This window comes from Agrobacterium sp. 719_389 (assembly GCF_900188475.1).
Classification (GTDB): Bacteria; Pseudomonadota; Alphaproteobacteria; order Rhizobiales; family Rhizobiaceae; genus Agrobacterium; species Agrobacterium radiobacter.
Window position 1 is genome coordinate 136,739 of sequence record NZ_FYEM01000013.1, and the last position, 26,135, is coordinate 162,873.

18 protein-coding genes and 2 tRNA genes are annotated in these 26,135 nt (G+C 55.7%); 15 read left to right on the forward strand and 5 right to left on the reverse strand.

Annotated elements, in window-relative coordinates; genetic code table 11:
• Nucleotide 1 precedes the first annotated feature (1 nt).
• A complete protein-coding gene (locus tag CFB10_RS21625; RefSeq protein WP_003506041.1) occupies nucleotides 2-709 on the forward strand; it encodes a FadR/GntR family transcriptional regulator in 708 nt (235 codons plus the stop codon).
• 47 nt (nucleotides 710-756) lie between these two features.
• Here the strand turns inward: CFB10_RS21625 and CFB10_RS21630 are convergent, their stop codons facing one another.
• Genes CFB10_RS21630 through CFB10_RS21640 form a run of 3 tightly spaced genes read right to left on the reverse strand, consistent with a single transcriptional unit; the run spans nucleotide 757 to nucleotide 4,030 of the window.
• Nucleotides 757-1,884, reverse strand: a complete 1,128-nt coding sequence (locus CFB10_RS21630; RefSeq protein ID WP_020009129.1) for an iron-containing alcohol dehydrogenase — start codon at nucleotides 1,882-1,884, stop codon at nucleotides 757-759.
• Nucleotides 1,881-2,837, reverse strand: coding sequence for a 4-hydroxythreonine-4-phosphate dehydrogenase PdxA (pdxA, locus tag CFB10_RS21635; RefSeq protein WP_020009128.1), 957 nt, complete (start codon nucleotides 2,835-2,837; stop codon nucleotides 1,881-1,883). The genes CFB10_RS21630 and pdxA overlap by 4 nt, the downstream gene beginning before the upstream one ends.
• Nucleotides 2,834-4,030 (reverse strand): exo-alpha-sialidase, encoded by a 1,197-nt coding sequence (locus CFB10_RS21640; RefSeq protein ID WP_020009127.1) that lies wholly within the window; start codon nucleotides 4,028-4,030, stop codon nucleotides 2,834-2,836. The genes pdxA and CFB10_RS21640 overlap by 4 nt, the downstream gene beginning before the upstream one ends.
• A gap of 321 nt (nucleotides 4,031-4,351) precedes the next feature.
• Between CFB10_RS21640 and CFB10_RS21650 the strand changes: the two genes are divergently transcribed.
• The 8 genes from CFB10_RS21650 (at nucleotide 4,352) to CFB10_RS21685 (ending at nucleotide 14,400) form a co-directional block, all read left to right on the forward strand.
• Nucleotides 4,352-5,860 (forward strand): ABC transporter substrate-binding protein, encoded by a 1,509-nt coding sequence (locus tag CFB10_RS21650; protein ID WP_026363384.1) that lies wholly within the window; start codon nucleotides 4,352-4,354, stop codon nucleotides 5,858-5,860.
• A 76-nt stretch (nucleotides 5,861-5,936) separates the two neighbouring features.
• Nucleotides 5,937-6,851: an ABC transporter permease gene (locus CFB10_RS21655; RefSeq protein WP_020009124.1), complete on the forward strand. Its 915-nt coding sequence runs from the start codon at nucleotides 5,937-5,939 to the stop codon at nucleotides 6,849-6,851.
• 15 nt (nucleotides 6,852-6,866) lie between these two features.
• Entirely contained in the window at nucleotides 6,867-7,790 is a 924-nt protein-coding gene (locus tag CFB10_RS21660; protein WP_020009123.1) for an ABC transporter permease, read from the forward strand.
• Nucleotides 7,783-9,426 (forward strand): ABC transporter ATP-binding protein, encoded by a 1,644-nt coding sequence (locus tag CFB10_RS21665; protein ID WP_020009122.1) that lies wholly within the window; start codon nucleotides 7,783-7,785, stop codon nucleotides 9,424-9,426. Before CFB10_RS21660 ends, CFB10_RS21665 begins: the two co-directional genes overlap by 8 nt.
• Nucleotides 9,423-10,304 carry a dihydrodipicolinate synthase family protein gene (locus tag CFB10_RS21670; RefSeq protein WP_020009121.1) on the forward strand — a complete coding sequence of 294 codons (882 nt, stop codon included), beginning with the start codon at nucleotides 9,423-9,425 and terminating at the stop codon, nucleotides 10,302-10,304. The genes CFB10_RS21665 and CFB10_RS21670 overlap by 4 nt, the downstream gene beginning before the upstream one ends.
• A gap of 197 nt (nucleotides 10,305-10,501) precedes the next feature.
• Nucleotides 10,502-10,591: transfer RNA gene (locus CFB10_RS21675), tRNA-Ser, on the forward strand.
• 195 nt (nucleotides 10,592-10,786) lie between these two features.
• Entirely contained in the window at nucleotides 10,787-13,297 is a 2,511-nt protein-coding gene (locus CFB10_RS21680) for a toll/interleukin-1 receptor domain-containing protein (RefSeq protein WP_020009119.1), read from the forward strand.
• Nucleotides 13,298-13,407: 110 nt separating this feature from the next.
• Nucleotides 13,408-14,400, forward strand: coding sequence for a site-specific integrase (locus tag CFB10_RS21685; protein ID WP_026363382.1), 993 nt, complete (start codon nucleotides 13,408-13,410; stop codon nucleotides 14,398-14,400).
• A gap of 1,324 nt (nucleotides 14,401-15,724) precedes the next feature.
• Here CFB10_RS21685 and CFB10_RS23860 read toward each other — a convergent pair.
• On the reverse strand, nucleotides 15,725-16,027 hold the full coding sequence (locus CFB10_RS23860) for a hypothetical protein (protein ID WP_141097744.1): 303 nt from the start codon (nucleotides 16,025-16,027) through the stop codon (nucleotides 15,725-15,727).
• Between the two features lie 198 nt (nucleotides 16,028-16,225).
• On the opposite strand from CFB10_RS23860, the gene CFB10_RS21690 reads away from it, so the two are divergent.
• From CFB10_RS21690 to CFB10_RS21715, 6 genes are all read left to right on the forward strand, one after another.
• Nucleotides 16,226-16,825, forward strand: coding sequence for a recombinase family protein (locus CFB10_RS21690; RefSeq protein WP_020009117.1), 600 nt, complete (start codon nucleotides 16,226-16,228; stop codon nucleotides 16,823-16,825).
• Nucleotides 16,826-17,213: 388 nt separating this feature from the next.
• The gene (locus CFB10_RS21695; protein WP_020009116.1) at nucleotides 17,214-19,313 is read left to right on the forward strand and encodes an N-6 DNA methylase; all 2,100 of its coding nucleotides are present in this window, start codon (nucleotides 17,214-17,216) and stop codon (nucleotides 19,311-19,313) included.
• Entirely contained in the window at nucleotides 19,310-20,566 is a 1,257-nt protein-coding gene (locus CFB10_RS21700; protein WP_020009115.1) for a restriction endonuclease subunit S, read from the forward strand. The genes CFB10_RS21695 and CFB10_RS21700 overlap by 4 nt, the downstream gene beginning before the upstream one ends.
• Before the next feature lie 16 nt (nucleotides 20,567-20,582).
• Nucleotides 20,583-23,825 (forward strand): type I restriction endonuclease subunit R, encoded by a 3,243-nt coding sequence (locus CFB10_RS21705; protein WP_020009114.1) that lies wholly within the window; start codon nucleotides 20,583-20,585, stop codon nucleotides 23,823-23,825.
• Nucleotides 23,826-24,110: 285 nt separating this feature from the next.
• Nucleotides 24,111-25,043, forward strand: coding sequence for a hypothetical protein (locus CFB10_RS21710; RefSeq protein ID WP_020009113.1), 933 nt, complete (start codon nucleotides 24,111-24,113; stop codon nucleotides 25,041-25,043).
• Nucleotides 25,044-25,230: 187 nt separating this feature from the next.
• Nucleotides 25,231-25,320 (forward strand) — tRNA-Ser (locus tag CFB10_RS21715).
• Between the two features lie 564 nt (nucleotides 25,321-25,884).
• On the opposite strand, the gene CFB10_RS21720 is transcribed toward CFB10_RS21715, so the two are convergent.
• On the reverse strand, nucleotides 25,885-26,135 hold a 251-nt coding region (locus CFB10_RS21720), incomplete at its 5' end, for an IS3 family transposase (RefSeq protein ID WP_141097745.1).

Genomic DNA, 26,135 nt, shown 5'->3' on the forward strand with positions numbered 1-26,135 from the left:
GATGGGGCTGATGAAAGAAACGGCGCGCAAGGCACTTCCGGACATTATTTTCGAGAGAATGCACCGGGCGATCAAATCCGGCGCTTACAAGCCGGATGAGCGGCTGCCGACCGAACACGAACTCGCCATGGAATTCGAAGTATCGCGACCGGTGGTGCGCGAGGCGCTCCGGCGGCTGCGCGAGCAGGGTTTCATCTATTCCCGCAGAGGCTCCGGCAGCTATGTCCGGGCCTTCGGTCTGCGTGAACCGCTTGGCTTCGGGCAACTCGAAAACGTTGCTGATCTTCTCAACTGTTACGAATTCAGGCTGACGCTGGAGCCGGCCGCCGCCGCAGCAGCGGCATTGCGGCACGATGGCGAAAGGCTTGCGGCGATCAGGAAGGCTCTCGAACTGATGCGCGACGCGACCAATCGCCAGTCTCACCGCGAGGACGCTGATTATCAGTTCCACCTTGCCATCGCGCGGGCGGCGCGAAACAGTTATTTCTCCACCGCGATGGAAGCGCTGAAGGACCATATTGCAGTGGGAATGAAGTTCCACGGCATGTCGGTGAAGCGAGAGGCATCCGGTCTGACGCGTGTTTTTGCCGAGCATGAGGCAATCGCAAAGGCGATCGCCGATGGGGATGCAGAGGCGGCACGCCAGCTGATGCTCCAGCACCTGACCGGATCGCGCGACCGCCTGTTTGAGTCTTCGCACACGGATTAATCGGGCGGCAAAGGCCGATGCGCGTGTCCGCGCACCGGATTTTTTGCTCAGAAGGCGTGGCGGTAAACGCCCAGCACATCCTCGAGGCTCATGTCGACGGGGTTGTTGTCCATAAGCCGGCGGATGGCATGCGCATCCTCAGCGTAGCGGGGAAGATCGGCTTCAGTCGCGCCGTGCCGTGCGAGCGACATTTCGATGCCGAGCCCGGCACAGAAATCCGTCGCCGCCTTGCGCAGATCATCAGGCGAAAGATGTTCGCGAAGCCCGAGCGCTCCCGCCACTTCCGCCGTCTTCGCAGAAACCGCAGGCTGGTTGAAGGCCAGAACATGCGGAAATACGATGGCGTTCGCCAGCCCGTGCGGCAGGTTGAGAAGCGTGCCGAGCGGATAGGCGATCGCGTGACCTGCCGCCGTATTGACCGGGCCGAGGCAGATGCCGCCATAATAGGAGGCGAGCATCATGCCTTCCCGCGCTTCGGTATCCGCGCCGTCGCGGACGGCGCGCGCCAGATATTTGCCAACCAATGCAAAGCCCATGCGGGCGAAGCCGTCGATCATCGGATGGGCCTTGCGGTTGGTGAAGGCTTCAACGCAATGGGCCATGGCATCCACCCCCGTTGCCGCCGTAACGGCTGATGGCACGGAGTAGGTCAGCTCCGGGTCGAGCAGGGCGAAATCCGCAATCAGATAAGGGCTTTCGACTGCGATCTTGTTGCCTTTGACGGGATCGGTAATGAGCGAACGGATGCCGGCCTCCGAGCCGGTGCCGGCAGTGGTTGCGATCTGCACTAACCGCGTGTCGCGCCCGGCAACCCTGTTCGGTCCTGCCACATCCTCCAGCGTCTGGCTGGAATTCCAGAGCGCCGCGACCAGTTTTGCCACATCCATCACCGAACCACCGCCGAGGCCGATGACGAGATCCGGTTTGGTGGCGCGCGCCGCGGCAAGGGCGGCATCGAGCGTTGTGGTGTCCGGCTCGCCGGGAATGGCATCGAATATGGTGAAAGGGCCTTGCAATTGCAGCCGTTCGGCAAATTTCGCCGTCAGCGGTGTGGCGATAACCAGGGTTGATGCGGTTTTTCCCGCCCAGGCGCCGACCTGTGAAATGGTGCCTGCGCCAACGGCGAGCCGTCGGGGCTGATGGATGAGAATGGGAGCTGTAGACACGGTGCTCATTCCTTCCGTTCCTTGCCCGCCACCAGCTTGCGCGCATAGGCGATGGCCGCATTCATGTTGCCGTGATTGGCGATGCCCTTGCCGGCGATATCAAAAGCCGTGCCGTGATCGACGGAGGTGCGGTCTATCGGCAGATCGACCGAGACGTTGACGGCGGTATCGAAAGCAACAAGCTTGATCGGGATATGGCCCTGATCGTGATATTGCGCGACGACGAGATCGAAAGCGCCGGAATAAGCCCGGTGAAACACGGTATCGGCGGAAATCGGTCCCTGAACCTCGATGCCTTCGGCGCGGGCGTCAGCGACCGCCGGCGCAATCTGGTCGTCATCCTCGGTGCCGAACAGCCCGTTTTCACCACAATGCGGATTGATGCCGGCAACCGCGATGCGCGGCCGCTCGTAACCGATGCGCTTCAGATGCGCGTTGCCGGCGCGGATGGTCGCCAGTACCCGCTCCGTCGTCGCCCGGCGAATGGCCTCCTGCAGGGAAACATGGGTCGAGACGTGAATGACTTTCAGCCGTTCGGAGGCGAGGAGCATATAGGCGGCCGAGGAGCCGGTGAGGCTGCGCAACATGCCGGTGTGGCCGTCATAATGGTGGCCGGCGAGGTTCAAGGCTTCCTTGTTGATCGGCGCGGTGACGATGCAGCCGATTGCCCCCGCTTCGGCATCGCGAACCGCCTTTTCGATGAAACGGAAAGCGGCGTCTCCAGCCACAGGCGACAACGTACCCCAGGGCAGCGGCGCGCCGTCCACGGCCAAGTCGACCACATGCTGAGAGAGATCGATATCAACACCAAGCGCATCCCGCGCCGCTTCCAGCGTCGCGAGATTTCCGTAAATCCGCGTCGCCGCGCGATCCGACGCGGACATGTCCGCCAGCGCCCGCACCGTGATCTCCGGGCCGACGCCGCAGGGGTCCCCCATGGTGATGCCAATGATATTGCTCATCTTTGTCTCCCGTCGTTCTCGTCAGCCCAGCCGGGCGCCAGCCGGACATATTTGATTGCACGGCGATGATAGGTGTAGCTCGCATGCAGCGTACCGTCCGGCGCTTCCAGAAGCCACGGATAGGACATTTCCAGATTGCGTCCATCCGTCGAATCATTCGAAAGGCAGGTGCCCGGCCCGTCTTCGATCAGGATCCGAGTGGTAAAACTGCGCCCGTCATCATTGGAGAGGCAGATCGAAACCGGCGCGCGCGGCACACCCCAGACCGGCACACAGCCACCGCTCGGATCGGCATCCGGCCTGTCGTCTTCCTCTCCCAGCTCGTCATAAAGCGAGGCGCGGCGATCGCTCGACTGCGCGGCGTTGACGGGATTGCAGATCATTGCCAGCCTGCCATCGTCGAGCCTGATCACGGCAATGGAGGAATTATTGTTCGGCACATCGGTCGGCTTTGGCTTTGACCATGAGCGGCCGCCATCGACGCTTTCCGTGCGATAGACGAAATCGGCCTGGCGGCGGCGGAAGAATGCGGCGTAGTCCCCATTCGTCACTGCGACCGGGCTCATATGCACACACCCGATCGATTCCTCCAGCTCCTGCAATTGCCATGTCGCGCCATTGTCCGTGGATATGCCGAGTGCTGCCGTATCATGGCTGCCGTTCCATTTCTGTCCCGGGCGCTGAATGCAGCGGAAGATCGGCAGCAGCCAGGCGCCGTCATCGCGAATGCGCAGCGGTGAACGGATGAAGCAGCCCTTCGGAAGATCGAGAAAGCGACCATCCTCGGCGGACAGCTTTTCCGGTGCTGCCGGGTCGTGCGTTACCCGCGCCATGCGAATGCGGCATTCATCCTGATTGCCGGAGGGCTGGGCGGTGTGAAACAGCCAGAGAACGCCATCCGGCGCGGTGAAGAGAACCGGGTTCTGTTCGGAGTGGGCGGGGTCATGGCTCAGCCGCTGCGGCGGTCCCCAGCGGGTTGCACCCGCTGTTAGCACGGATGCGAAAATCGAAATATCCGATTTTCCTTCCAGCGTGCCGCCAAACCAGGCGCAGAGCAGGGTACCGTCATCCAGAAGGTGCAGGAAGCTCGCATGGTTCTGGATCATGGGCGACGGCAGGAATGCTTCCTGCCGGTTTTCCGACACGGCATGCATGGCTCCGGTCATGGTGTGAGCGATGTCATCAGGGGTCATCGTGGTCTCCTCTTGCCCTGATGAAAATGACATATTCAAAAAGTTGTCAAGTTTAATTGATAAAAAAAGACGCGCTTCTGTTTTTCATATATAAAATTAACTATATGTTTTTAAATAATAAAAATAAGAGATTTGATGTGAATAAAAACCGCTTTTGAAAAATAAATTGACAAAAAATTCGATAACGTCGATGCTCTGTTTACGGGTGGAGGAGACAATCATCCGCATGCCATGCTCCTCAATGCAGGAGACGGGGCTTTTAGAATGTCCCTTGCGGTGCGCCGCCATGTTGCTGAATTTCTGATCTGGGAGGAGAACGGAATGAAGAAGTCATTGATTGCGGGCGCCCTTGTCTTGGGTTCCCTCAGCGCCGCGGTTTCGCCGGCGCTTGCGGCGTCGGGGCCGATCAAGATCGTGCTGGCGGAAGAGGCGGATTTACTTGAGCCCTGCATGGCCACCCGCTCCAATATCGGTCGCATCATCATGGAAAATGTCAGCGAGACGCTGACCGAGCTCGATGTGCGCGGCAAGAAGGGCGTTCAGCCGCGCCTTGCCGAGAAGTGGGAGCAGAATGCCGACGGAAGCTGGCGTTTCCACCTGCGTGAAGGCGTGAAGTTTTCCGACGGCACGGGTTTCGATGCCAAGGACGTCAAGCACAGCTTCGAACGCATCATGAGCGACAAGAACGCCTGCGAATCCCGCCGTTATTTCGGTGGCATGACTGTGACCCCGTCGATCGTTGACGATCACACGATCGACTTCAAGACCGAACCGGCGCAGCCTATTCTGCCGCTGCTGATGTCGCTTGTCACCATTGTTCCCGAAGAAACCAAGATGGAGTTCATTCGCGAGCCTGTGGGCACCGGGCCCTATAAGCTGACCAACTGGACGCCGGGCCAGCAGATTGTTCTCACCGCACGCGATGATTATTGGGGCGCCAAGCCGCAGGTGACGGAAGCGACCTATCTTTTCCGCGCCGATCCTTCGGTTCGCGCCGCCATGGTGCAAACCGGCGAAGCCGATCTTTCGCCTTCCATTTCCCAGCTCGACGCCACCAATGCGAAGACCGACTTTTCCTATCTCGACAGCGAGACGGTCTATATGCGCCTCGATCACAATATTGCGCCGCTGAACGATGTGCGGGTGCGCCGCGCGCTCAACCTTGCCATCGACCGGCAGGCCTTCCTCGGCACGCTGGTTCCCGAAGGCGCCGTGCTGGCCACCGCGCTCGTTCCGCCGACCACGCTTGGCTGGAACCCTGATGTCAAGGTCTTCCCTTATGACCCCGAGGGCGCAAAGAAGCTGCTCGAGGAAGCAAAGGCTGCCGGCGTGAAGGTGGATACGCCGATTACCATCATCGCGCGCACCGCGAATTTCCCCAACGTCACCGAGATCATGGAAGCGATCCAGCAGCAATTGCAGGAAGTCGGCTTCAAGATCGATCTGAAATTCGTGGAAGTGGCCGAGCACGAAAGCTATTACTCCAAGCCCTTCAAGGAAGGCCGTGGACCGCAGATCGTCGCCGCCATGCACGACAACTCAAAGGGCGATCCGTCCTTCACCATGTTCTTCAAATATGCGACCAAGGGCACGCAGTCCGGCTTCTCGGACAAGAAGGTGGATGATCTGATTGAACGTGCATCCGCAGCGGTCGGTGATGAGCGCGCCAAGCTCTGGTCGGAACTCATCGCCTATCTGCACGACGATGTGGTGGCAGATGTGCTGCTGTTCCACATGGTCGGCTTCTCCCGCGTTTCGGAACGGCTGGATTTCAAGCCCACCATTGCAACGAACTCGATGCTGCAGCTTTCGGAAATCGGCATCAAATAAGACCCCGCGTCTTGTCAACTGAGAAGCGGCGGCGCAGCGAAAGCTTCGCCGCCGCATTGAAAAACCGGAGGCAACCATGCTGAGCTTCATCCGAAAACGTTCCGTTGCAAGCCTGATCTCCCTGGTCGGCCTCATCGTTATGGTTTTCTTCCTGTCCCGCCTGACGGGGGACCCGGCCGCGTTGTTTTTGCCGGTTGAGGCTTCGGAGGAGTTGAAGCAGCAGTTTCGGGCGCTGCACGGGCTGAACGACCCGCTGATGGTGCAGTTCCTGCGTTATGCGGGCGATGTGATGACGGGGGATCTCGGAGAATCGCTCCGAAAAGCCCGCCCGGCGCTGGACGTGGTGCTGGAGGCTTTCGTCTGGACACTGTGGCTCGCGGTCATCACCATGTCGCTTGTCACCACCGCCGCAATCGTCGTCGGTTCGCTTGCGGCTTTCCGCTCCGGCGGCTTTTTTGACCGCATGGCCTCGAGCATTTCGCTGATCGGCGCTTCGGTGCCGGATTTCTGGCTGGCGATCGTGGCGATTGTGGTGTTTTCCGTCAATCTCGCCTGGCTGCCCACGTCAGGCACGGGCTCCGTGCTGCACTGGATATTGCCAATCGCGGTTCTGTTCGTGCGCCCCTTTGGCATCATCGTGCAGGTGGTGCGTGGTTCGATGATCGGCGCGTTGTCCTCTGCCTATGTCAAAACGGCGCGGGCCAAGGGCGTAAAATCGGGACCCATCATCTTCATCCACGCCTTGCGCAACGCCATGCTGCCAGTCATCACCGTCATTGGTGATCAGGCAGCGAGCCTTCTCAACGGCGCAGTCATCGTCGAGACCATTTTCGGTTTTCCCGGTGTCGGCAAGCTGATGATCGATTCCATTCTTCAGCGCGATTTCAACGTCGTGCTGGCCGCCATTCTCGTGACCGCTCTTGCGATCTTCCTGATGAATCTTCTGATCGATATTGCCTATGCGCTCCTCGATCCGCGTATCCGGCACTGAGGAGGCCCTTCAGCCATGAGCGTTTCCAGCGCCGACACCGAGATCATTGCCGAGCCTTCCTTCTCAACGCGCATGCTGCGCATGTTGTGGGCGGATAAATTTGCGCTGTGCGCCGCGATCTTCCTCATCATCGTCGTTATCCTCGCCTTTGTCGGCCCGGCATGGCTTGGCGATCTGGCGACGAAACAGAACCTGCGCGGGCGTAACCTCGCCCCGTTCGACTGGCAGCGCGAGTGGTATTTCTGGCTGGGGGCAGATGCGCTCGGCCGTTCGCTTCTCGCGCGCATCGTCGCCGCCACGCAAAATACGATGATGATTGCGGCCGGCGCGGTGCTTCTTTCCGCTATTACCGGCACTGTGCTCGGCCTGATCGCTGGTTTTTCCTCCAACCGTGTCGGCCAGATCATCATGCGGCTCGCGGATGTGATCATGTCGTTCCCATCGCTTTTGATCGCGGTCATCGTGCTTTATCTGCTCGGCTCCTCCATCCTCAACCTGATGCTGGTTCTCGCCATCACCCGCATTCCCGTTTACATCCGCACCACCAGGGCGGAGGTGCTGGAGGTGCGCGAACGCATGTTCGTCCAGGCGGCGCGCGTGATGGGCGCATCGGGCAAGCGCATCCTGTTCCGCCATATCCTGCCCGTCGTGCTGCCGACGCTGACGACGCTTGCAACGCTTGACTTCGCCTATGTGATGCTGGCGGAAAGTGCGCTGTCATTCCTCGGCATTGGCATTCAGCCGCCGGAAATCACCTGGGGTCTGATGATCTCGCAGGGGCGGCAATATCTCACAAATGCCTGGTGGCTTTCCTTCTGGCCGGGGCTTGCCATCATTCTCACCACCCTGTCGCTTAACCTGCTGTCCAACTGGCTGCGCATCGCGCTTGATCCGGTGCAGCGCTGGCGGCTGGAAATGAAAGGCCGCAAGCATGGCTGACCATCTTCTCGAGATACGCAACCTTTCCGTTGAGTTTCATACCGCAAGCGGTGTCGTCCATGCGGTGAAGGATGTCTCCTACCATATCGACCGCGGCGAAACGCTGGCTATCCTCGGCGAAAGCGGTTCGGGCAAGTCGGTATCATCGTCAGCCATCATGAACCTCATCGACATGCCACCCGGACATATCAGCAGCGGTCAGATATTGCTCGACGGTCAGGACCTTCTGACAATGCCGGCTGAAGCGCGCCGCGAGATTAACGGCCGGCGTATCGCCACGATCTTTCAGGACCCGCTCAGCCATCTCAATCCGGTCTATACCGTCGGCTGGCAGATCCGCGAGGCGATGACCACCCATGGCATGGACAAGGCAAAGGCCGAAGCGGAGGCGAGGCGGCTGGTCGCACGCGTCGGCATTCCCGATCCGGATGGGGCCTTGAAGAAATACCCGCATGAATTTTCCGGCGGCCAGCGCCAGCGCGTGATGATCGCCATGGCGCTGGCGCTTCGGCCCGATCTCCTGATCGCGGATGAACCGACCACCGCGCTTGACGTGACGGTGCAGGCCGAGGTGCTTTCGCTGCTCAAGGAATTGCAGCGGGAGACGGGCATGGCCGTGCTCATCATTACCCATGATCTCGGCGTCGTCGCCGAAATCGCTGATCATGTGGTGGTGATGGAAAAGGGTGTTCTGGTTGAGGCCGGCACGGTGCGTGAGGTCTATCGCAATCCGCAGCACCCCTATACCCGCAAGCTCATCAGTGCCGCACCCGGCAGGGGTGAAATGCACGAGCCGCAAGCGGCGGACGAGGCGCTGCTCAGCGTGCGCGACGTGCGCAAGCGTTACGGCGCCTTCGAGGCGCTGAAGGGTGTTTCCTTCGACCTCATGGCGGGAGAAACCATTGCCGTCGTCGGCGAAAGCGGTTCCGGCAAATCGACGCTGGCGCGCATTCTCTTGCGGCTCGACGAGCCGGATGCGGGCAGCGCCTTGTGGAAGGGTCGCGATCTCTTCAAGCTTTCGCCTGCGGAACTCTTTGCGCTCCGGCGTGATCTGCAGATGGTGTTTCAGGATCCCACCCAGTCGCTCAATCCTCGCATGACGGTGTTCCAGCTGATCTCCGAGGCCTGGGTCATCCATCCGGAGATATTGCCCAAGGCAAGATGGCGCGAGCGGGTTGCCGAATTGCTACATCAGGTTGGTCTCTCGCCGGAACATATGCGCCGATATCCGCACCAGTTCTCCGGTGGCCAGCGGCAGCGGATCGCGATTGCCCGGGCATTGGCGCTGGAGCCGAAAATTATCATCTGTGACGAGGCGGTGTCGGCGCTGGACGTTTCGGTGCAGGCTCAGGTCATTGCGCTTCTGGATAAGCTGCGCCGCGAAATAGGCCTCTCCTTCATCTTCATCGCACATGATTTGCCGGTGGTTCGGGATTTTGCCGATTACGTCATGGTCATGCAGCGGGGAGAGGTGGTGGAGTTCGGCACGGTCCGCCAGGTTTTCGAAGCGCCGCGTGAGGCCTATACCCGTGCTCTTCTGTCCGCGAGCCTCGATCCCGACCCAGACATGCAATCTCGGCGTCATCCGGCCGCCGCCGGCGACGTCATTGCAAATTCAAGCGGAGTTATTTCATGACCAAGCAAGCTTTCGTCGCGCTCGTCACCTGTTTCAACGAGGACGAAACCATCAATTATCAGGCGACCCGCGCGCAGGTGCGCCGCCAGGTGGCCGCCGGCAACAACATCATGTGCGCCGGCACCAATGGTGATTTCACCGCGCTGACGCATGAGGAAAAAATCCGGCTGACCGAAGAGGTGGTGGATGAAGTTGCCGGTCGTGCCAAAGTCATCGTGAATGCGGGCATGCCTGCCACTTTCGAAACCCTGCAACTTGCCAAAGCCTTCGACCGTATCGGTTTCGACGGCATCGCCGTCATCACGCCCTTCTTCATCGCCTGCACGCAGGATGGTCTGATCCGCCATTTCTCGACGGTGGCTGACGCCGTTGAAACGCCTGTCTATCTCTACGACATTCCCGCCCGCACCCAGAACCACATAGAGCCGGAAACTGCACGCAAACTCGCCACCCATGGCAATATCGCCGGCATCAAGGATTCCGGCGGCGCTCAGCAGACGCTCGAAGCCTATCTTCAGGTAGCGAAGGAGATGCCTGGTTTCGAGGTCTATTCCGGCCCGGATCACCTCGTTCTCTGGTCGTTGCAGAACGGGGCGGCAGGCTGCATTTCCGGCCTTGGCAACGCATTGCCGGATGTGCTCGCCAACATTCTCAGTGCTTTCAACGCCGGCGATATCGCCGAGGCCGAACGCCAGCAGGCAATCTACGCCGACTTCCGCACCGATCTCTACGCACTCGGTTTCGCGCCGGCCATGGTCAAACGCTCGCTTTATCTCCAGGACTCTTCCGTCGGCGCCAGCCGCCAACCTGCCCTTCTGCCGGATAAAGAGCAGGATGAAAAAATCCTGGAAATCTTGCGGCGTTATCAACGGATCTGACGCTGCTATCGAATGTGGCGCGCACCGCTGAGGATAGTGCGCGTCATCTTAAAAATATCTGCGAAAACGGCCAGAAGCCGATGCATTTCCCCAGCCTCATCCATGACTAATAATTTGTGACACAAACACGAAATTCCCCTTGTCAGCCCGGCCATTGATGTTTAAGAGGGGCGCGCAACGCAAGCGTTCGCGCATGCGGAGAGGTGGCAGAGTGGTCGAATGCACCGCACTCGAAATGCGGCATACCTGCAAGGGTATCGTGGGTTCGAATCCCACCCTCTCCGCCATAATTTGCCTTCCTTCCAAGTGCTTCCAAACAGTCACTTGAGATAGCCCCATCTTCAAGATCAATGCTGTGGTGGGATAGGGCCACTCTTGAGGCGCTTTGACTCTAGCTAGTGCGTTTCTTTGACCCGTAGCCGCGCGGTTGCAATCACCCAATTTCGCGAATAAATTGTTTCGATGGATATTCGGGGGCGGAAATGAAGGCTTTTTTATCGCATTCGTCGAAAGATAAAGGTTACGTGGAAGAGGTAGCGTCGTTGATGCGGCCGGGAAGCTACGAACTTGACTCGGAGACGTTCGACGCGGGCCTATTAAATTCACAAGCAATTATACAAGCGTTGCGCCGTGCCGACCTGTTCTGCCTATTTTTGTCATCCAACAGTGTGCAGTCGGCTTACGTCGAATTCGAGCTGTTGCTCGGGCTAGAGTTCATTGCTAGCGGAAAAATAGCCAAGTTTTTAGCAGTTTGCTTAGATGAGGAAGCTTTTTCCCAAGCGTCGGCGAACGCAAAGTTTTTTAACATTGTCAGAAAAAGGCTAACCCCGGAATCCGCTGTCCGGTTAATCGAAGGAACGTTGATCTCGACTGGCAAAGCTGACGAGATTGGATTTAACCCTTTTCTAGGTCGCGAAAAAGAGCTGCTGGAATTAGAGCGTCAAATTTCAGACCACAGTAGACCTGCCGCCAAAGCCCTTTTCATCTCCGGCAATCACGGCTCAGGCAGAAAAAGCCTAGCCAAAGCTTTTTATCAAACCCAATTTCCCCGCTCGGGAAAAATGATTCCGGAGATCAAGATAGATGACTTCACAGGGATCCACGAGCTTTATAGAAATATTTTGAGCACTCTTCGTCCAACGTTGACCGCCAAGGAACTCCGTAGCCGAATTCAAGCGTTTGAACTAGTCAACCTTGACGAACAGAGACGGCAAACTGCAGACCTCCTAAATGCTCTGCTGCCTGCTCAAGAAGCCGCTTTTCTTGTCGATAACGGCGGGATTCTAACTGATTCAGGCAGTCTAACTGATGAGATTAATGGCCTTATTTCGAAATTGGCCACAAGACCACATCCGCCGGCAATTATTATTGCGCCGCGCATGATTCCATCCAAGTTTAGGAGACAGGAGAACGATCTTGCTTATGTCGGAGTTAGATCATTATCCTACGAGGCTACCAAGCGGTTATTATCTCGTCTTACAAAGGACAAGGATATAATCTTGTCTGATGAGGCAATGGACGAACTGATAAAGTTAAGTGATGGTCATCCGTTCAATATATATCGGCTAATTCAAGAAATAGAGGAGAGGGGCGCGCTTTCTTTTCTTTCTAGTCCCAGCGATTTCTTGGATTGGAAGCATAGGCAAAGTTCAGAATATCTAGCAAAGCTGTATCTGACCGAACTTGATATACAAATACTTGCTTTACTGCGAAGTGTTCCTGAATTGGACTTTAGCGCGATAGTGTCCGCTCTATCCGTCGATGCAGAGACTACGAGCGATGCGCTTTCAAAACTTTCTCACCTGCATGTCGTCGACGGAACCGCTGACCGCTTCCAGATTTCGCCTGCGCTGCGGGTTGCTGTCGAGCGTGACCGAAGAATTAAACTGCCGAAAGCTGTCGAACAAAATGCTATGCGCAATATCGCTAATTCGCTGTCAGTAAGGCTTGAGGAGGGAACGGCATCAATCTCTCTTGTAAACACGGCAATTATTGCGTCGCTTGACTCAAGCGAGAACTTGTCGGGTTTTGCCGCTGCATTTCTTTTGCCCTCTCACTATGTCTGGATGGCGAAAAGATACTACGATCAAAAATCTTGGGAAGACAGCATTCGCCACGCCCGCGAAGGCCTGAAAGGAGCAGCAAGATTATCGATTGAGGGTGTCGTTGCCGCTTGCCGCTACCTATGCCTTCCGGGAGCACGGATCGGTGATGCCGATGCGTTTGACGAGGGAATGAGCAAGCTGGAAGCTATAAATACCACCAATTGGGTAGGTAGTAATGTAGCTTTCCTCAAAGGCTTTCAAGCTCGTCTCAAAGGCCTTCTTCCAAAGGCTGAGCCGCTTTTCAGGCGTGCTTATGAATTGTCGCCAGGAAATACATCTGCAGCTAGAGAGCTGGCTTCAATCTGCTTAGCCAGAGATAATCTAGATGAGGCAGAGCGGTTTGCCCGAGAGGCCTTTGGGCAAGCTCAACGCAACCCGTATGTGGTCGATATATTTCTCGCAGTTCTCATAAGAAAGCATGGACGCAACGCAAAACGCGTTTCTGAAATCAATGAAATGTTCGATGTATTGGAAAAAGTAGGTGAAGAAGGAGGGAAATCTTTTTATACTACTCGCAGGGCTGAATTCGAGCATCTTTGGGGCAGTAATAAAGAAGCGCTCCGCTTGATCGAACTGGCGATAAAAAAGACTCCCAGACTATTTGAGCCGCAGAGGATTTACGCTGAAATACTGCTTAAAGACGGAAATAAAATTAGAGCTTCTTCTGTTATCGACGGCATGCGAGAAATGGTGAATGCTCGCGACGTTGAAGATAGTAGAACGAATTACCGTGCTTATCTTGTTACCTATTCGCATTATCTAATCGAGATTGGCGAGTGGGAGCAGGCAAAAAATGTGTATGAGGATATCAACATATTTTCAGACAAAGAACGAGAAGCCGCAATCAAGGAAATTGAAGTTACGCAGGGCTACTCTTCCCGGCGTTAAGGAGTGTTATTTTGTTCGAAGCCTGAGTAGAAAACTGGGTGTGGGGATAATCCTTGGCCCCCTCTTCGGGGCATCCTACGCGTGATCGACAATGAAAGTTGGAGGTCACGATGGCAACGATCCGGAAGCTCAGAGGGCGCTGGCAGGCTCAGGTTCGTCGGCGTGGCATGAAGCCCAGATGCAAATCGTTCGACACGAAGCTCGAAGCTGAGAAGTGGGCGCGCGACCTTGAAACACAAGTCGACCGGTTCGGTGCTGCTCCGGACACGAAAATCCTTGAAAGCACGACGCTCGGGCAGCTTCTCGAACGTTACCAGCGCGAAGTTTCACCTCTGAAGCGCGGGTCCGTCCAAGAGACACAGCGGATCGACGTGCTCCGTCGCCACGAACTCGCATACAGGACGATGATCGGACTGAGCCAGCAGGACATTGCGTCGTTCCGTGACGAGCGGCTTCAGAGTGTAGCTCCATCTACTGCTGTCCGCGAACTTGCGATCCTGAGCCACGTCCTTGAAGTCGCTACCCGCGATTGGGGGCTGCCGCTTGCAAAGAATGTCGTGAAGCTGGTTCGCCGTCCGGTGATCCGTAATGAGCGGAGCCGTCGTCTTGCACAAGATGAGGAGCAACGGCTGCTTGATGCGTGCGACGCTGGAAAGATACCTTTTCTCGGCACATTGTTGGTGGTTGCCGTCGAGACCGGGATGCGCCGTGGTGAGCTTCTCGGTTTGAAGTGGAGTGACTTCTCTCACAATCGTCGGGTGCTTTCGCTCGCTCTTACCAAGAACGGTTCCGGTCGTGAGGTTCCTCTGTCACAGCGGGCATTCGAGTCGCTGATAGCTTGGAAAGAACACCCGACCGTGGATCAATTTATGATTTTTCCGATGCGTGCTGGGACGCTGGAGCAGGCATGGAGAAGGTTGCTGCTGCGTGCCGAGATAAAAGGACTGCGCTTCCATGATCTCCGTCACGAGGGCGTCAGTCGTCTTTTCGAGCGGGGACTGAACGTGATTGAGGTGAGCAGCATCAGCGGACACAAGGAGCTGCGCATGTTGAAAAGATACACGCACCTCGTTGCTGACGATCTCGTGGCGCGTCTTGGGTAGGTGATCCACGAACTGTTTGCGCTGTTGTTCTGCGCCGGAGGACAGCGAAGTCCTAGAAAAATTCGACTTAGCCGTAGGGGATGCCTTGGGTTGCCACCGAGTTTCGGAAGCCAAACCACCTCTCCTCCGAACGGACGGACATTTACATTCCGACAAATAAGTGGCGTCGGACGCGCTGGAATAGTTGTAAATCGACCGGAATAGCAAGCGGGGCTGGCAACGGGTTTCTTACGAGCAATAAGAAACTCGTTTCCTCTATCTTTACGCTAAGTTGACGCTAAACCGGCGACTTCTCGTTTTTTTGTTCATTTTTGGCGTGTTGAGTCCCGGAAACTATTGAACGTCTGATGAGAACGCTTTTTTCGTTTTGTTTGGTGGAGCAAAAAGACGCCGGTAGCCACCTGTAGATTTCATGGGGCGTCGGCCGTCGTGTTCATGATAGATATGAGCGTGAAGTAGGCTAAAACAGCATTACCTTAGTCATTCTGAAAACAACCATCTAATAGCCCTACCAAATAACTGCGGAATAGAGCTATCCCCCCTCCCTTAAGACTGAAGCATAAAGCTCTGGCAACAGCCAAAGTCAAAACATTGATATGTCTAGACCGTCTCAAGGGAGGGGGGATACTATGTAAATCTGCGTCTACAGAGAGCTAAAGCAAATAGCGTTAATCTACGCGGAAGGCGGATGCCGTTTTCCTTCCATAATGCCGTATCCGAGATACCTTCGTATCTCCATCGGTTAGTCGCAGCACGGAGTGCCGAGACCGCATTCCCCGCAAGCATACGTCTCAACCTGTAGGGAATTTCGGGATGTGGTCCACGCCGTAAAGGCGACCACACAGAGCCCGAATCTTTTGGTGTCCATTCGTGCAAACGCACAGGCGACGAAGCACATAGGCTGTCCATGATCTTAGTCACGGGGTCGCGCTACGCCCTTCTTTCCCTTCATGTCCCGAACCATGGCGTTGCCACCTCAACAAAGGATGGCTTGGACGCTTGCAATGTGACGTCGGGGATTGGACCCGGAGCCTTCGAGAAAATCATCTTTGGGTGATTACTCCCTAAGAAGATCGAACAAAGTTCAACTGGAGACAATATAGCATTTTATTGGGGGATTACGAACAAATTTCACGATTTTTCGTGAATTCGCCAGAAATTTTCGCCCGTGCAATAGCGCCACATAGAGAGTCGCACGCGCGCGTCTGCTATATACTAATAGATTTACAGCGAACATTGAAAATCGTAGCCAGTGCGCTTCTCTGTGTCAGTGTGATTGTCTCAAGCGCCAAGTATCGACAGCGTAAATTCCATCAAATCCGGACTATCCCAACCATGGCCGTTCTGGGTCCTGAGGCTTGCTCGTGAACTCGCTTCCAGCCTTCCATTCAAAATTTTCTGGCTGTGAAGGCTTTTTCGGCTTGACCGATGGGTCTGCTCTTTTGGCGCGATTAGTCCGTCTGACTTGTTCGACCGGAGACAGGCCAGCAACGACTATGAGCGCTACAAAACTGAAGCAGAAACCCAGAACAAACCAACCAAGCGCATTACGATTTTTATTCGCAGCAACGATTGCGCTGCCGCCGCCAAAAACACACCCCGACACAATCAGCAAAAATAAAAACATTGCTATTTCCCCTTCAGCCGAACGACCCGAGGGAACGAAAGGGAACCTTTGTCCGATAGAGGTCAACTGTAACTGCTGATCCGGTCGCATCTCATGGTTTCAAGGGCTTCCGGCCAAGCTCCATTTAATGACCGACAGAGCGAAATCGTTCCTTTATGTCAATCGCTTAACAGTCATCGGAGCGTAAGGGGATTGGAGATGAAGCTGGTCGGTTATGCCCGTGTATCAACGGTCGAGCAGAACCTCGATATGCAGATTGCGGCGTTGAAGGCGGCTGGTTGCACCGAGATCTTTACTGATCACGGACTATCCGGTGCCGACTTCCAGCGCCCTGGTCTTCTCAAGGCTCTTAGGAAAATCAAACGGGGAGATATGTTCGTCGTTTGGCGACTGGACCGGCTTGGACGATCCCTTGTCGACTTAATTCAGACTGTGAACGGGCTATCGAAGAGGGGCTGTGACTTCCGGTCGTTGACTGAGAGCATCGACACATCTTCATCGGGTGGACGGCTGGTTTTTCACATGATGGCAGCGATGGCAGAATTTGAAAGAGCTATCATCAGCGAGCGGACCAAGGCAGGGATGGAAGCTGCCAGAGCGCGAGGATCTCGCCTTGGACGCCGTCGCTCGATGACAACAGAGCAGACCGAGGCTGCGCGCTTGGCAATCGAGATCGACTTGGAACCTGTCGCCGAGGTCGCGGCGACATATGGCGTGCATCCGAAAACGCTGGCACGGCTCCTACGCTGTGACCTTAAATCGAGTTCTTCAAGCCAGCGGCAGTTGCAGCCACGGTAATCGTTTTGTGCTTTCCGGCTTTCAGCTCTGCGTAGACCGTGGGAAATTCGTGTTTCAGGCGCTCTTCGTTATATACGCTATCGCGTCTCTACTTCTTCGGCATTTCAAATCGGGTCCGGCTCAAATGTCCCGTGTGCAGCCGCGACGACACAAAAGTGCCAAAGAGATTCGCTGGCGCGCGCGATCTGATTTCTGCACTCCGACATCGATCAATAGCTCCGAGCCAGCCAGTGATGGCCACTGAGTCAAAGAGAAGCGATTGCGTTGCCAGGCGTGACCATTGACGGACGCAAAGCCGCGGGTCTGCTCCCTTTTGATCATAGGTTGAACTGGAATCTACTCCGATTGCAGGTTAAGACCGTGCAAAAACACATGCAATGGGTGGTTCGTGGATCAGATTACCAACATCGAAAAGCGCCTCTGGGGTTCGGCAGATACGCTCCGTGCGAACTCGAATTTCGCCAGCAATGAGTATTTCATGCCCGTCATGGGCCTCATCTTCCTGCGCCATGCCTATTCCCGGTTCCTGAAGGTGCGGGAGGAAATCATTCCAACCCTCCCCAGTCGAGGCGGCGTGGTTCGAGAGCTGACGAAGGAAGATTTTTCTCGCCGTGGTTCGATCTATCTGCGGCCTGAGGCTCAGTTCGACACGCTGGTCGGTCTGCCGGAAGGGGAAAGTGCTGCTGCGACTTTGATCGCTGCGATGGAGAGCATCGAGGCCGACTATGAGACACTGAAGGGTCTGCTTCCCAAACAGGAATATGCAGAGCTTGACGACGACGTGCTGCGCCAGGTGCTACGCATTTTCAATGATCCGGCACTGCAAAAGGCCGATGGCGATGTCTTCGGTCGCATCTACGAATACTTTCTAACCCAATTTGCGGATCAGAAGGCGCATGACAACGGTGAATTCTTCACTCCTGTTAGCATCGTTGAAACCATCGTGAACGTGATTGAGCCGACCCGTGGCAAGGTCATCGACCCGGCCTGCGGGTCAGGCGGCATGTTCGTTCAGTCGGCGCATTTCGTCGAGGCAATGAAGGCCAATCCGAACGAGCAGCTGACGTTCTATGGGATGGAGAAGAATCCGACGACCATTCGGCTGGCCAAGATGAACCTCGCCGTTCATGGCCTGGATGGCGATATTCAGAAGGCGATCAGCTATTACGAAGATCCGCATCAGGACCATGGCCCCTTCGATTATGTGATGGCGAACCCGCCCTTCAACGTGGATGAAATCGATGCGGAAAAGATGAAGGACGACAAGCGCCTGTCCTTCGGTCTGCCCGGCGTCAACAAAACGGGCAAGGTGTCGAACGGCAATTATATCTGGATGTCGTTCTTCCATTCCTATCTGTCACCGCGCGGGCGAGCAGGCATTGTCATGTCCTCGCAGGCATCATCCGCAGGCGGCAAAGAGGCGGAGGTTCGCCAGGCATTGGCGAAGACTGGCGATGTGGACATCATGATCGCCATCCGGGGCAACTTCTTCTACACGCGCACGGTGCCGTGCGAGCTGTGGTTCTTCGACAAGGCCAAGCCCGAACACCTGCGTGACAAGGTGCTGATGATTGATGCGCGGCACGTGTTCCGCAAGGTCACACGCAAGGTCTATGACTTTTCACCCGAGCAGATGCGCAACCTCACCGCCATCACCTGGCTTTATCGTGGCCAGTCAGAGCGTTTCACGGCGCTTGTGCAAGACTATCTTGAAACGGCGCGGCTTGAGGCCACGGCTGCGGATTTCACCGACCTGCTTGGAGCGGTTGACGAAGCCGTTGCCTTCTTCGCTGCCCATCTCGGTGCAGAGGAGGCCCCCACCAAAGCCGCCCAGCAGCTGCGTGCCGATTGCGACGCTTTCAAAAACACTGCAGGAAAATTGATTGCCGCTCCAGCCGAGATTGCTGCGTTGAATGATCGGCTGACAGTCATGCAGCCAGTGGGCGACAAGGCCAAGACACTGATCAAGGACATCGACGCGCTCTCGAAACTGCTGCAAAAGGCGCAAGAAGTGTTGGTGGTCAAAGGCGAACAGCAGATTGCAGAGCAGACCGGCGAGGCAGCGGCGAAGCGCGTGACGGCGGAGGTGCGCAAAGTTGCATCCGACGGTAAGAAACTGCTGGCAGCGATTGTTGAGGCGCGCGTTGCCTTGACCGGCGATCCCTCGGCGCAACTGACCGTCAAAGGCAGCCTAAAACGCTTCCGCTATTTCGAGAGCCAAGTCCACTGGCTGCTGTCGCGCTTTCCGCAAGGCGTGCTTTGCGATGTGCAGGGGCTGGTCAAACTGGTCGACCAAGATGCCTTGGCCAAGAATGATTACAGCCTGACACCGGGGCGCTATGTCGGCGTGGCACCGGAGGTCGAGGATGACGAGTTCGATTTCGAAGAGACGCTGCGTGAAATCCATCTGGAACTGGACGGGCTAAACACCGAGGCGGCGGAACTGGCCGAGGTGATCGCGAAGAATTTTGAAGAGCTGCTGGTATGAGTTGGCGCGAAACCACCATCGACGAACTGGTGCACATTAAACACGGTTTCGCGTTCAAGGGGGACCAATTTAACGATCATGGGCCGTTTGTCGTCCTAACTCCCGGAAATTGTCAAAACGGTGGAGGCTTCAAAGACAAGGGCGAAAAAGAGAAACGCTATTCAGGGGAGGTGCCAGACGGCTACCTTCTGAAAAGCGGCGATCTCATGGTGGTGATGACGGATCTTGTGGGAAATGCACCAGTTCTTGGAGGCTCGTTTATCATACCTGAGGACGGAAAATTCCTACACAATCAACGACTGGGACTCGTAACACTTAAGCGGGATGCAGAAGCAAGCTCCCGTTTCGTTTACTACCTGTTCAATACGGAAACCTACCGAGGTCAAGTAAGAGGATCCGCGAGCGGTGCTACTGTCCGCCACACGAGTCCCGGCCGGATTGGTGCATGCAAAGTGCATATTCCCGACCTCTCCACGCAGGAGCGCATTGCGTCCCTCCTCTCGGCTTACGACGACCTGATCGAAAACAACCGGCGGCGGATCGCATTGCTGGAACAGGCGGCGCGGCTGCTCTACCGCGAATGGTTCGTCCATTTCCGATTTCCTGGCCACGAGGCGGTCAAGATCGTCGACGGCTTGCCGGAGGGCTGGAGTATCCGATTGCTTGCAGACCTGTGCGTGGAAGGGGATGGCATCCAGACAGGCCCATTTGGAAGCCAACTCCATCAGTCAGACTACACGGACACCGGTGTGCCTGTGGTTATGCCTAAGGACATGAAAGAAAACAAAGTCGATTGTGACGTGATCGCCCGCATCCCGGAATCGCTTGCCGATAAACTCGGGCGGCATCGAATGTTACTCGGTGACACTGTTTATGGGCGTCGCGGCGATATCGGACGCCGTGCATTCATCGGGAAGCGCCAGACCGGATTTTTCTGTGGCACCGGCTGTTTGCGGATCAGGCCAGATCCCGAAAAGATCAACGCGCGTTACCTTTTTGAAACGCTGGGTTCCCCTGCAACCTCGGGCTTTATCGTAAACCAAGCGAAAGGTTCAACAATGCCAAATCTAAGCGCTGGGGCATTGAAAAAAGTTCCGGTGCTGTGCGCGCCTGATGCGCTCCAGGTGCAGTTCACGGACTTAACTGAGCCGATGCTTGAAACGGCTGAGATTCTTGGTGAACAAATCATTCGCCTCATCCGTGCGCGGGATCTTCTGCTTCCTCGCCTGATGGATGGACGCATTCCCGTCTAAAGTGTAGTTATTCCCCATGAATGATTACACCGAAGATCACCTTGTTCAGAAAACTATGGCTGACTACCTCACGGCCGAACATGGCTGGCGCGTTGTCATAGCCTGGAACAAGGAGAGCTTCGGGCCTGACGGCACGCTAGGCCGCAAGTCTGACAAGGACGTGGTGCTGACGCGCTATCTCTCCGAGGCGCTGGTTCGCTTGAACCCAGGTCTCCCAGAGGAAGCCTATGTGCAGGCGCTGCGTGAGATCACCGACATATTCGGTTCGCAATCGCTGCTCCATATCAACCAGGACAAATACGCCCTGCTCCGTGATGGCGTGCGGGTAAGATTTCGCCAGAACGGCGAGCAGCGCATGGAACGCCTGCGGGTGTTTGATTTTGACAATGCCGAGAACAATGACTTTCTCGCTGTGCGGGAATTGTGGGTGCGTGGCTATGCCCACCGTCGGCGGGCCGACATTGTGGGTTTCGTCAACGGGCTGCCGCTGATGTTCTGCGAGCTGAAGCGCCCCGACAAGGACCTGAAACGCGCTTACGCCGAAAACCTTTCTGACTACAAGGACGCGGTCCCACATCTGTTTCACTTCAACGGCTTCGTCATTCTCGGTAATGGCCATCTGGCCAAGCTGGGCTCGATCAGCGCAGATTACGATCACTTCTCTGACTGGCTGAAACTGGACGAGGCCGAGCAGCGCGACCAGCTGCTGCCGATGGAAGCACTGCTGCGGGTGGTCTGCGACAAGCGGCGGTTCATGGATCTCTTCGAGAACTTCATCCTGTTTGCCGATACCGCGAACGGACCAGTGAAGATTCTGGCGAAGAACCACCAGTTCCTTGGCGTCAATCGTGCGGTCGAGGCGGTTGCGAACCGACACGCTCTGAAGGGCAAGCTGGGCGTATTCTGGCACACGCAGGGTTCCGGCAAATCCTTCTCGATGGCGCTGTTCACGCAGAAGGTGCATCGCAAGCTGGGCGGCGATTACACATTTCTGGTGCTGACGGACCGGACCGACCTGGATAACCAGATCTACAAGACCTTTGCCAGCGTGGGCCTTGCCAACAACGACAAGGACCCCTGTCGGGCGGGATCGGCGCAAGAGTTGCGGGATCTGCTGGGCCAACAGAAAAAGGCGATCTTCGGCATGATTCAGAAGTTCACTTATGATCAGGCCAAGGCCGGCGTCTATTCGGACCGAGACAACATCATTGTGGTGACCGACGAGGCGCACCGGTCGCAATATGGCACGCTGGCGCTCAACCTTCGCAAGGCGCTGCCAAATGCCGCCTTCATTGGTTTCACCGGCACGCCATTGTTCTCGAACGATCAGATCACGAAGCAGGTCTTTGGCGCCTACCTTTCGACCTACGACTTTCAGGATGCCATTGAGGACGGCGCGACGCTTCCGCTTTACTACGATGCGCGCGGTGACAAGCTGCAACTGACAGGCGGCGACCTCAATGAGAAGCTTGCGGCAGCCATTGCCGATGCAGAAATCGATGACCCAGACGTCGCCGCCAAGCTTTCCGATGATTTGAAGCGCGAATATCATGTGGTGACTGCAGAACCCCGGCTTCGCCATATTGCCCGCGATTTCGCCTGGCACTTCTCCTCGAATTGGGAGAGTGGCAAAGCGATGTTCGTTGCCATCGACAAGATCACTGCCGTGCGGATGTATGACTTCATCTCCGACTCCTGGCAGGCACGGCTAGCAGAGCTGGAAAAGGATCTGGCGCATGTTTCGGACGATCAGGAACGTGTGATCCGCAGACAGCAAATCGACTGGATGCGCAAGACAGAGATGGCTGTTGTCGTCAGCGACGAGCAGAACGAGATAAAGAAGTTCAAGAACTGGGGCCTAGATATCATCCCGCATCGCAAGCGGATGAAGGATGGTTTCACCGTTAAAGAAGTCGTCGGTGGTCGCGAGATCGAGAAACGCCTCGATGTGGAAACCGCCTTCAAGCGGGAAGACCACCCGTTCCGCATTGTGATCGTTTGTGCCATGTGGCTGACTGGTTTCGACGTGCCGTCCCTTTCGACGCTTTACCTGGACAAACCGCTTCAGGCGCACACCTTGATGCAGGCGATCGCCAGAGCGAACCGGGTGAAAGAAGGCAAGAACAATGGTCTGATCGTTGACTATTGCGGCATTCTCAAAAGCCTTCGGAAGGCGCTGGCGACGTTTGCCGGACATACCGGTGGCAAGGGGCCGCTTGGCGAGGGGGGCGATGAACCTGTCGTTGATCCGCTCAACCCACAGGAGACGTTGCTCGGAGAACTCGCAGAAGCGATCCATATCGTTCGCCAGGGGCTGCGGGCCGATGGCTTCGAACTCGATCGACTGCACGAAGCAATCGCATTCGATAAACTCAAGGCGCTGAAAGACGCCAAGGAGCTGATCAACGCGAATGATGAGAGCCGCAAACGGTTCGAGATCGCCGCACGCGCTGTCTTCCGAAAATACAAATCCTGCCTGACATTTCCGGAAGTGGAGCGACACAAGCCGGACTTTCAGGCCATCAATTACATCTACGCCTCGCTGCAGGAAGACAAGCTTGCTGCTGATACGTCCACCATCATCCAAAAGCTGAACGCCATCGTTGGCGAGGCTATTGATATCCGTCCGGACAGCGCTGACGATAAGGTATTCGATATCTCGAAGGTGAATTTCGAGCTGCTGCGCCGAGAGTTCGCCAAGAGCGAACGCAAAGCCAGCGATGTGCAGGATCTGCGCACTGTTCTTCAGGAGCGGCTCGCAAAAATGCTGGCGGCCAATCCCACCCTACAAGATTTCCAGGATCGTTTTGGCCAGATCATCAACGACTACAACAAGGAAAAAGACAAAAACACGATCGAAGCCACCTTCGAAGCGCTGATGCGGATTGCAGCGGACCTCGAGGCAGAGGCGCAAAGTCATGTGGCGCTCGGTCTGACGCAGGAGCAGAAGCCAATCTTCGACCTGCTGATGCGCGAGGACCTGACAAAGGAAGAGATTCGGCAGATCAAGGCGGTCTCAGTAGAAGTGTTGAAAGCCATCCAGCGGCGTATGGAAGAGGTTCAGGACCTCTTCGAAAAGCAGAGCACCCGTGACGACTTGCGCCAGCAGATTTACGATCTGCTCTACGATGACAGGACAGGGCTACCGGCCTCGAAATATGACGAAGACGACCTGGACGAGAAGACGGACGTTCTGTTCCAGCATTTCATGCACAGCTTAAGGCCGAGCGGTTATGCCGGGTTTGCAGCGGCGAATTGAGGATCTGCAGCGTGCTATTTCACGCTAGTTTGGACTTCGGCCTGCGCGCGGCTAGTGTATCCACTCCACTCCACTCCACTCCACTCCACTCCACTGCGCGAAGGGGAAGTCGATGATCATTTGCTTCATCCGTCGCGAGCCGAACGGCCAGCTTTTTTTTAGCGCGCTGTAAGGGGTTTGGTAGGGGTTTGTTTAAACTGCTATTCTACGTTGAATGCCAAATGCAGAGTGGGTTGTGTCGTGCAGATATTTGAGAATTTGTTAGTAAAAAGTTCTGGAAGATTGATGGCTATTGGCGCATCTCTCTTATTTGGAGCGCTGTTGATACCTGGTTACAATGAGCTGATCAATTTGTCAGTCGCAATCGCTGGTCTTTTTTTGATAATGACCGGCGGCGGTGTCGAGTTACTTACATATCTTCAGCAATCTAAGGATGAACGAGACGGCAACGGTGATATAGGAGAAGGGTCGAACTCAGAGGTCTCTAATCTAAAGCTTGCCGTCGAAAGCCTTTCGCGCGAGTATAAAAGTGGGCTGTCAGAGCAAGAGCGAGTAGCACTCAAAAATGATGCTATTAAACTGATCAGCGGAGATCTTCAGGAGAGTTTGGCCACTTACTGGAAGAAGCAGTTTCAGAAAGCAGAGGAAGAACTCTCCGGAAAAAAAGTGCTTCGTCAGTCTGCCGCCAACTCTCGTATACGGCTGAAACGAGAAATAAGTGATCTAGGTCGACGAGCAAATGTGAACTTGACCATAGGCGCACTCATCTCCTTTTCCGGAATAATATTCCTAAGTTATTCAGTATATTTAGCAAATGACGATCTAAGCGGTGATGTGGATCTTGTTCGCATAGGTTTGAAGTTTATTGCGCGATTGTCTGTTGTCATTTTGGTTCAGGTTTTCGCTTACTTTTTTCTGCGGCTATACAGATACTCGCTTTACGAAATAAAATATTTCCAGAACGAGCTTACCAATGCTGATATCAGGTTCAGCGCTCTTTACTCGGTGATCTGCTTTGCTGACAAGGCTTCAGTGACCTCCGTAGCGAAGTTGCTTGCACAAACCGAGCGGAATTTTGTGTTAAAAAAGGGCGAGTCGACAATCAATCTGAGGCGGGAGGAGCTCGAAACTGCGCAAGAGGCTACGGTGCTTGCGGTTTTAGAGCGCCTGACTGCGAAGGCGGGCTCGCAGGCGTCATCGGCGCGAAAGTCGGAGTAACACGTGCCAAATGTAGACTTCCGATTCCCCAGGTCGACCATGCTCTAGAAAACGTCGGCAAAACCGGCTGGACACCGTCCGGCATCCTTTAGGTGATAGGGCGCAAACGGCACACTGCGTCCACAGCCTTCTGAAACTCCATCCAGATTTTTCACCGATATGAACGGCCCGCGGTGCAAAGCGTGCCGGAGAGGTGGCAGAGTGGTCGAATGCACCGCACTCGAAATGCGGCATACCTGCAAGGGTATCGTGGGTTCGAATCCCACCCTCTCCGCCATATTGAGCCTTGGGTGACAAGGTTCTTTCCAAACTTTTTCGCCAGCTGGAGCCAGGGTTATCTAAAGCTAACTGACGCTGGGCCACACTCAAGGCGCGCTACCAGTTGCTGAACGTTAGAATGTCCTCTTTGAGCACTAGATGAACTGGGCCACCCAATTGCTCATCCCAAAACGGTTGACGAACATTATCAAAACCTGCGCCTAACCACTCTACGACTTTCACTGTTTTCCCGCTGCGTTTCTGAGCTATCAATTGATTAAGATGTAGATCGTTACCGGAATAACCAAACAGAACTATCTCTGAGCTCTCATCCACAGCCCTTCCGAGAAACTGCCAATAGGCCTGAAGAATTTCCGAGGCCTCGATGATCGCCCTCTTGTGTGCAACGTGCGTTAATACGATGTGCTGCCCTACGTGTTTTAAGTTCCGCGAGCTTTTTCGCAGGGTTGAAGACGACAGCTTATGAGGTTTTGACTTATCTCTGTCTGCAAATAAGGGGCAACCATGCAAATGCAGATACCATCCGCTCTGAATAGCCCCGAGTTTCGTAGACACCCTCGGGTTAGATTTTCTGCTGCTTCTCGAACTCGACGGGCGACAGCATCCCGTTCCTGACGTGTTTGCGTTTCGGGTTGTAGAACATTTCGATGTAGTCGAACACGTCCTGGCGTGCTTCATCGCGTGAACGGTAGACTTTGCGCCGTATCCGCTCTCGCTTCAGAAGATTGAAGAAGCTCTCGGCCACCGCATTGTCATGGCAGTTGCCGCGTCGGCTCATCGAGTGAACCAGATTGTGGTGCCTGAGGAACGAGG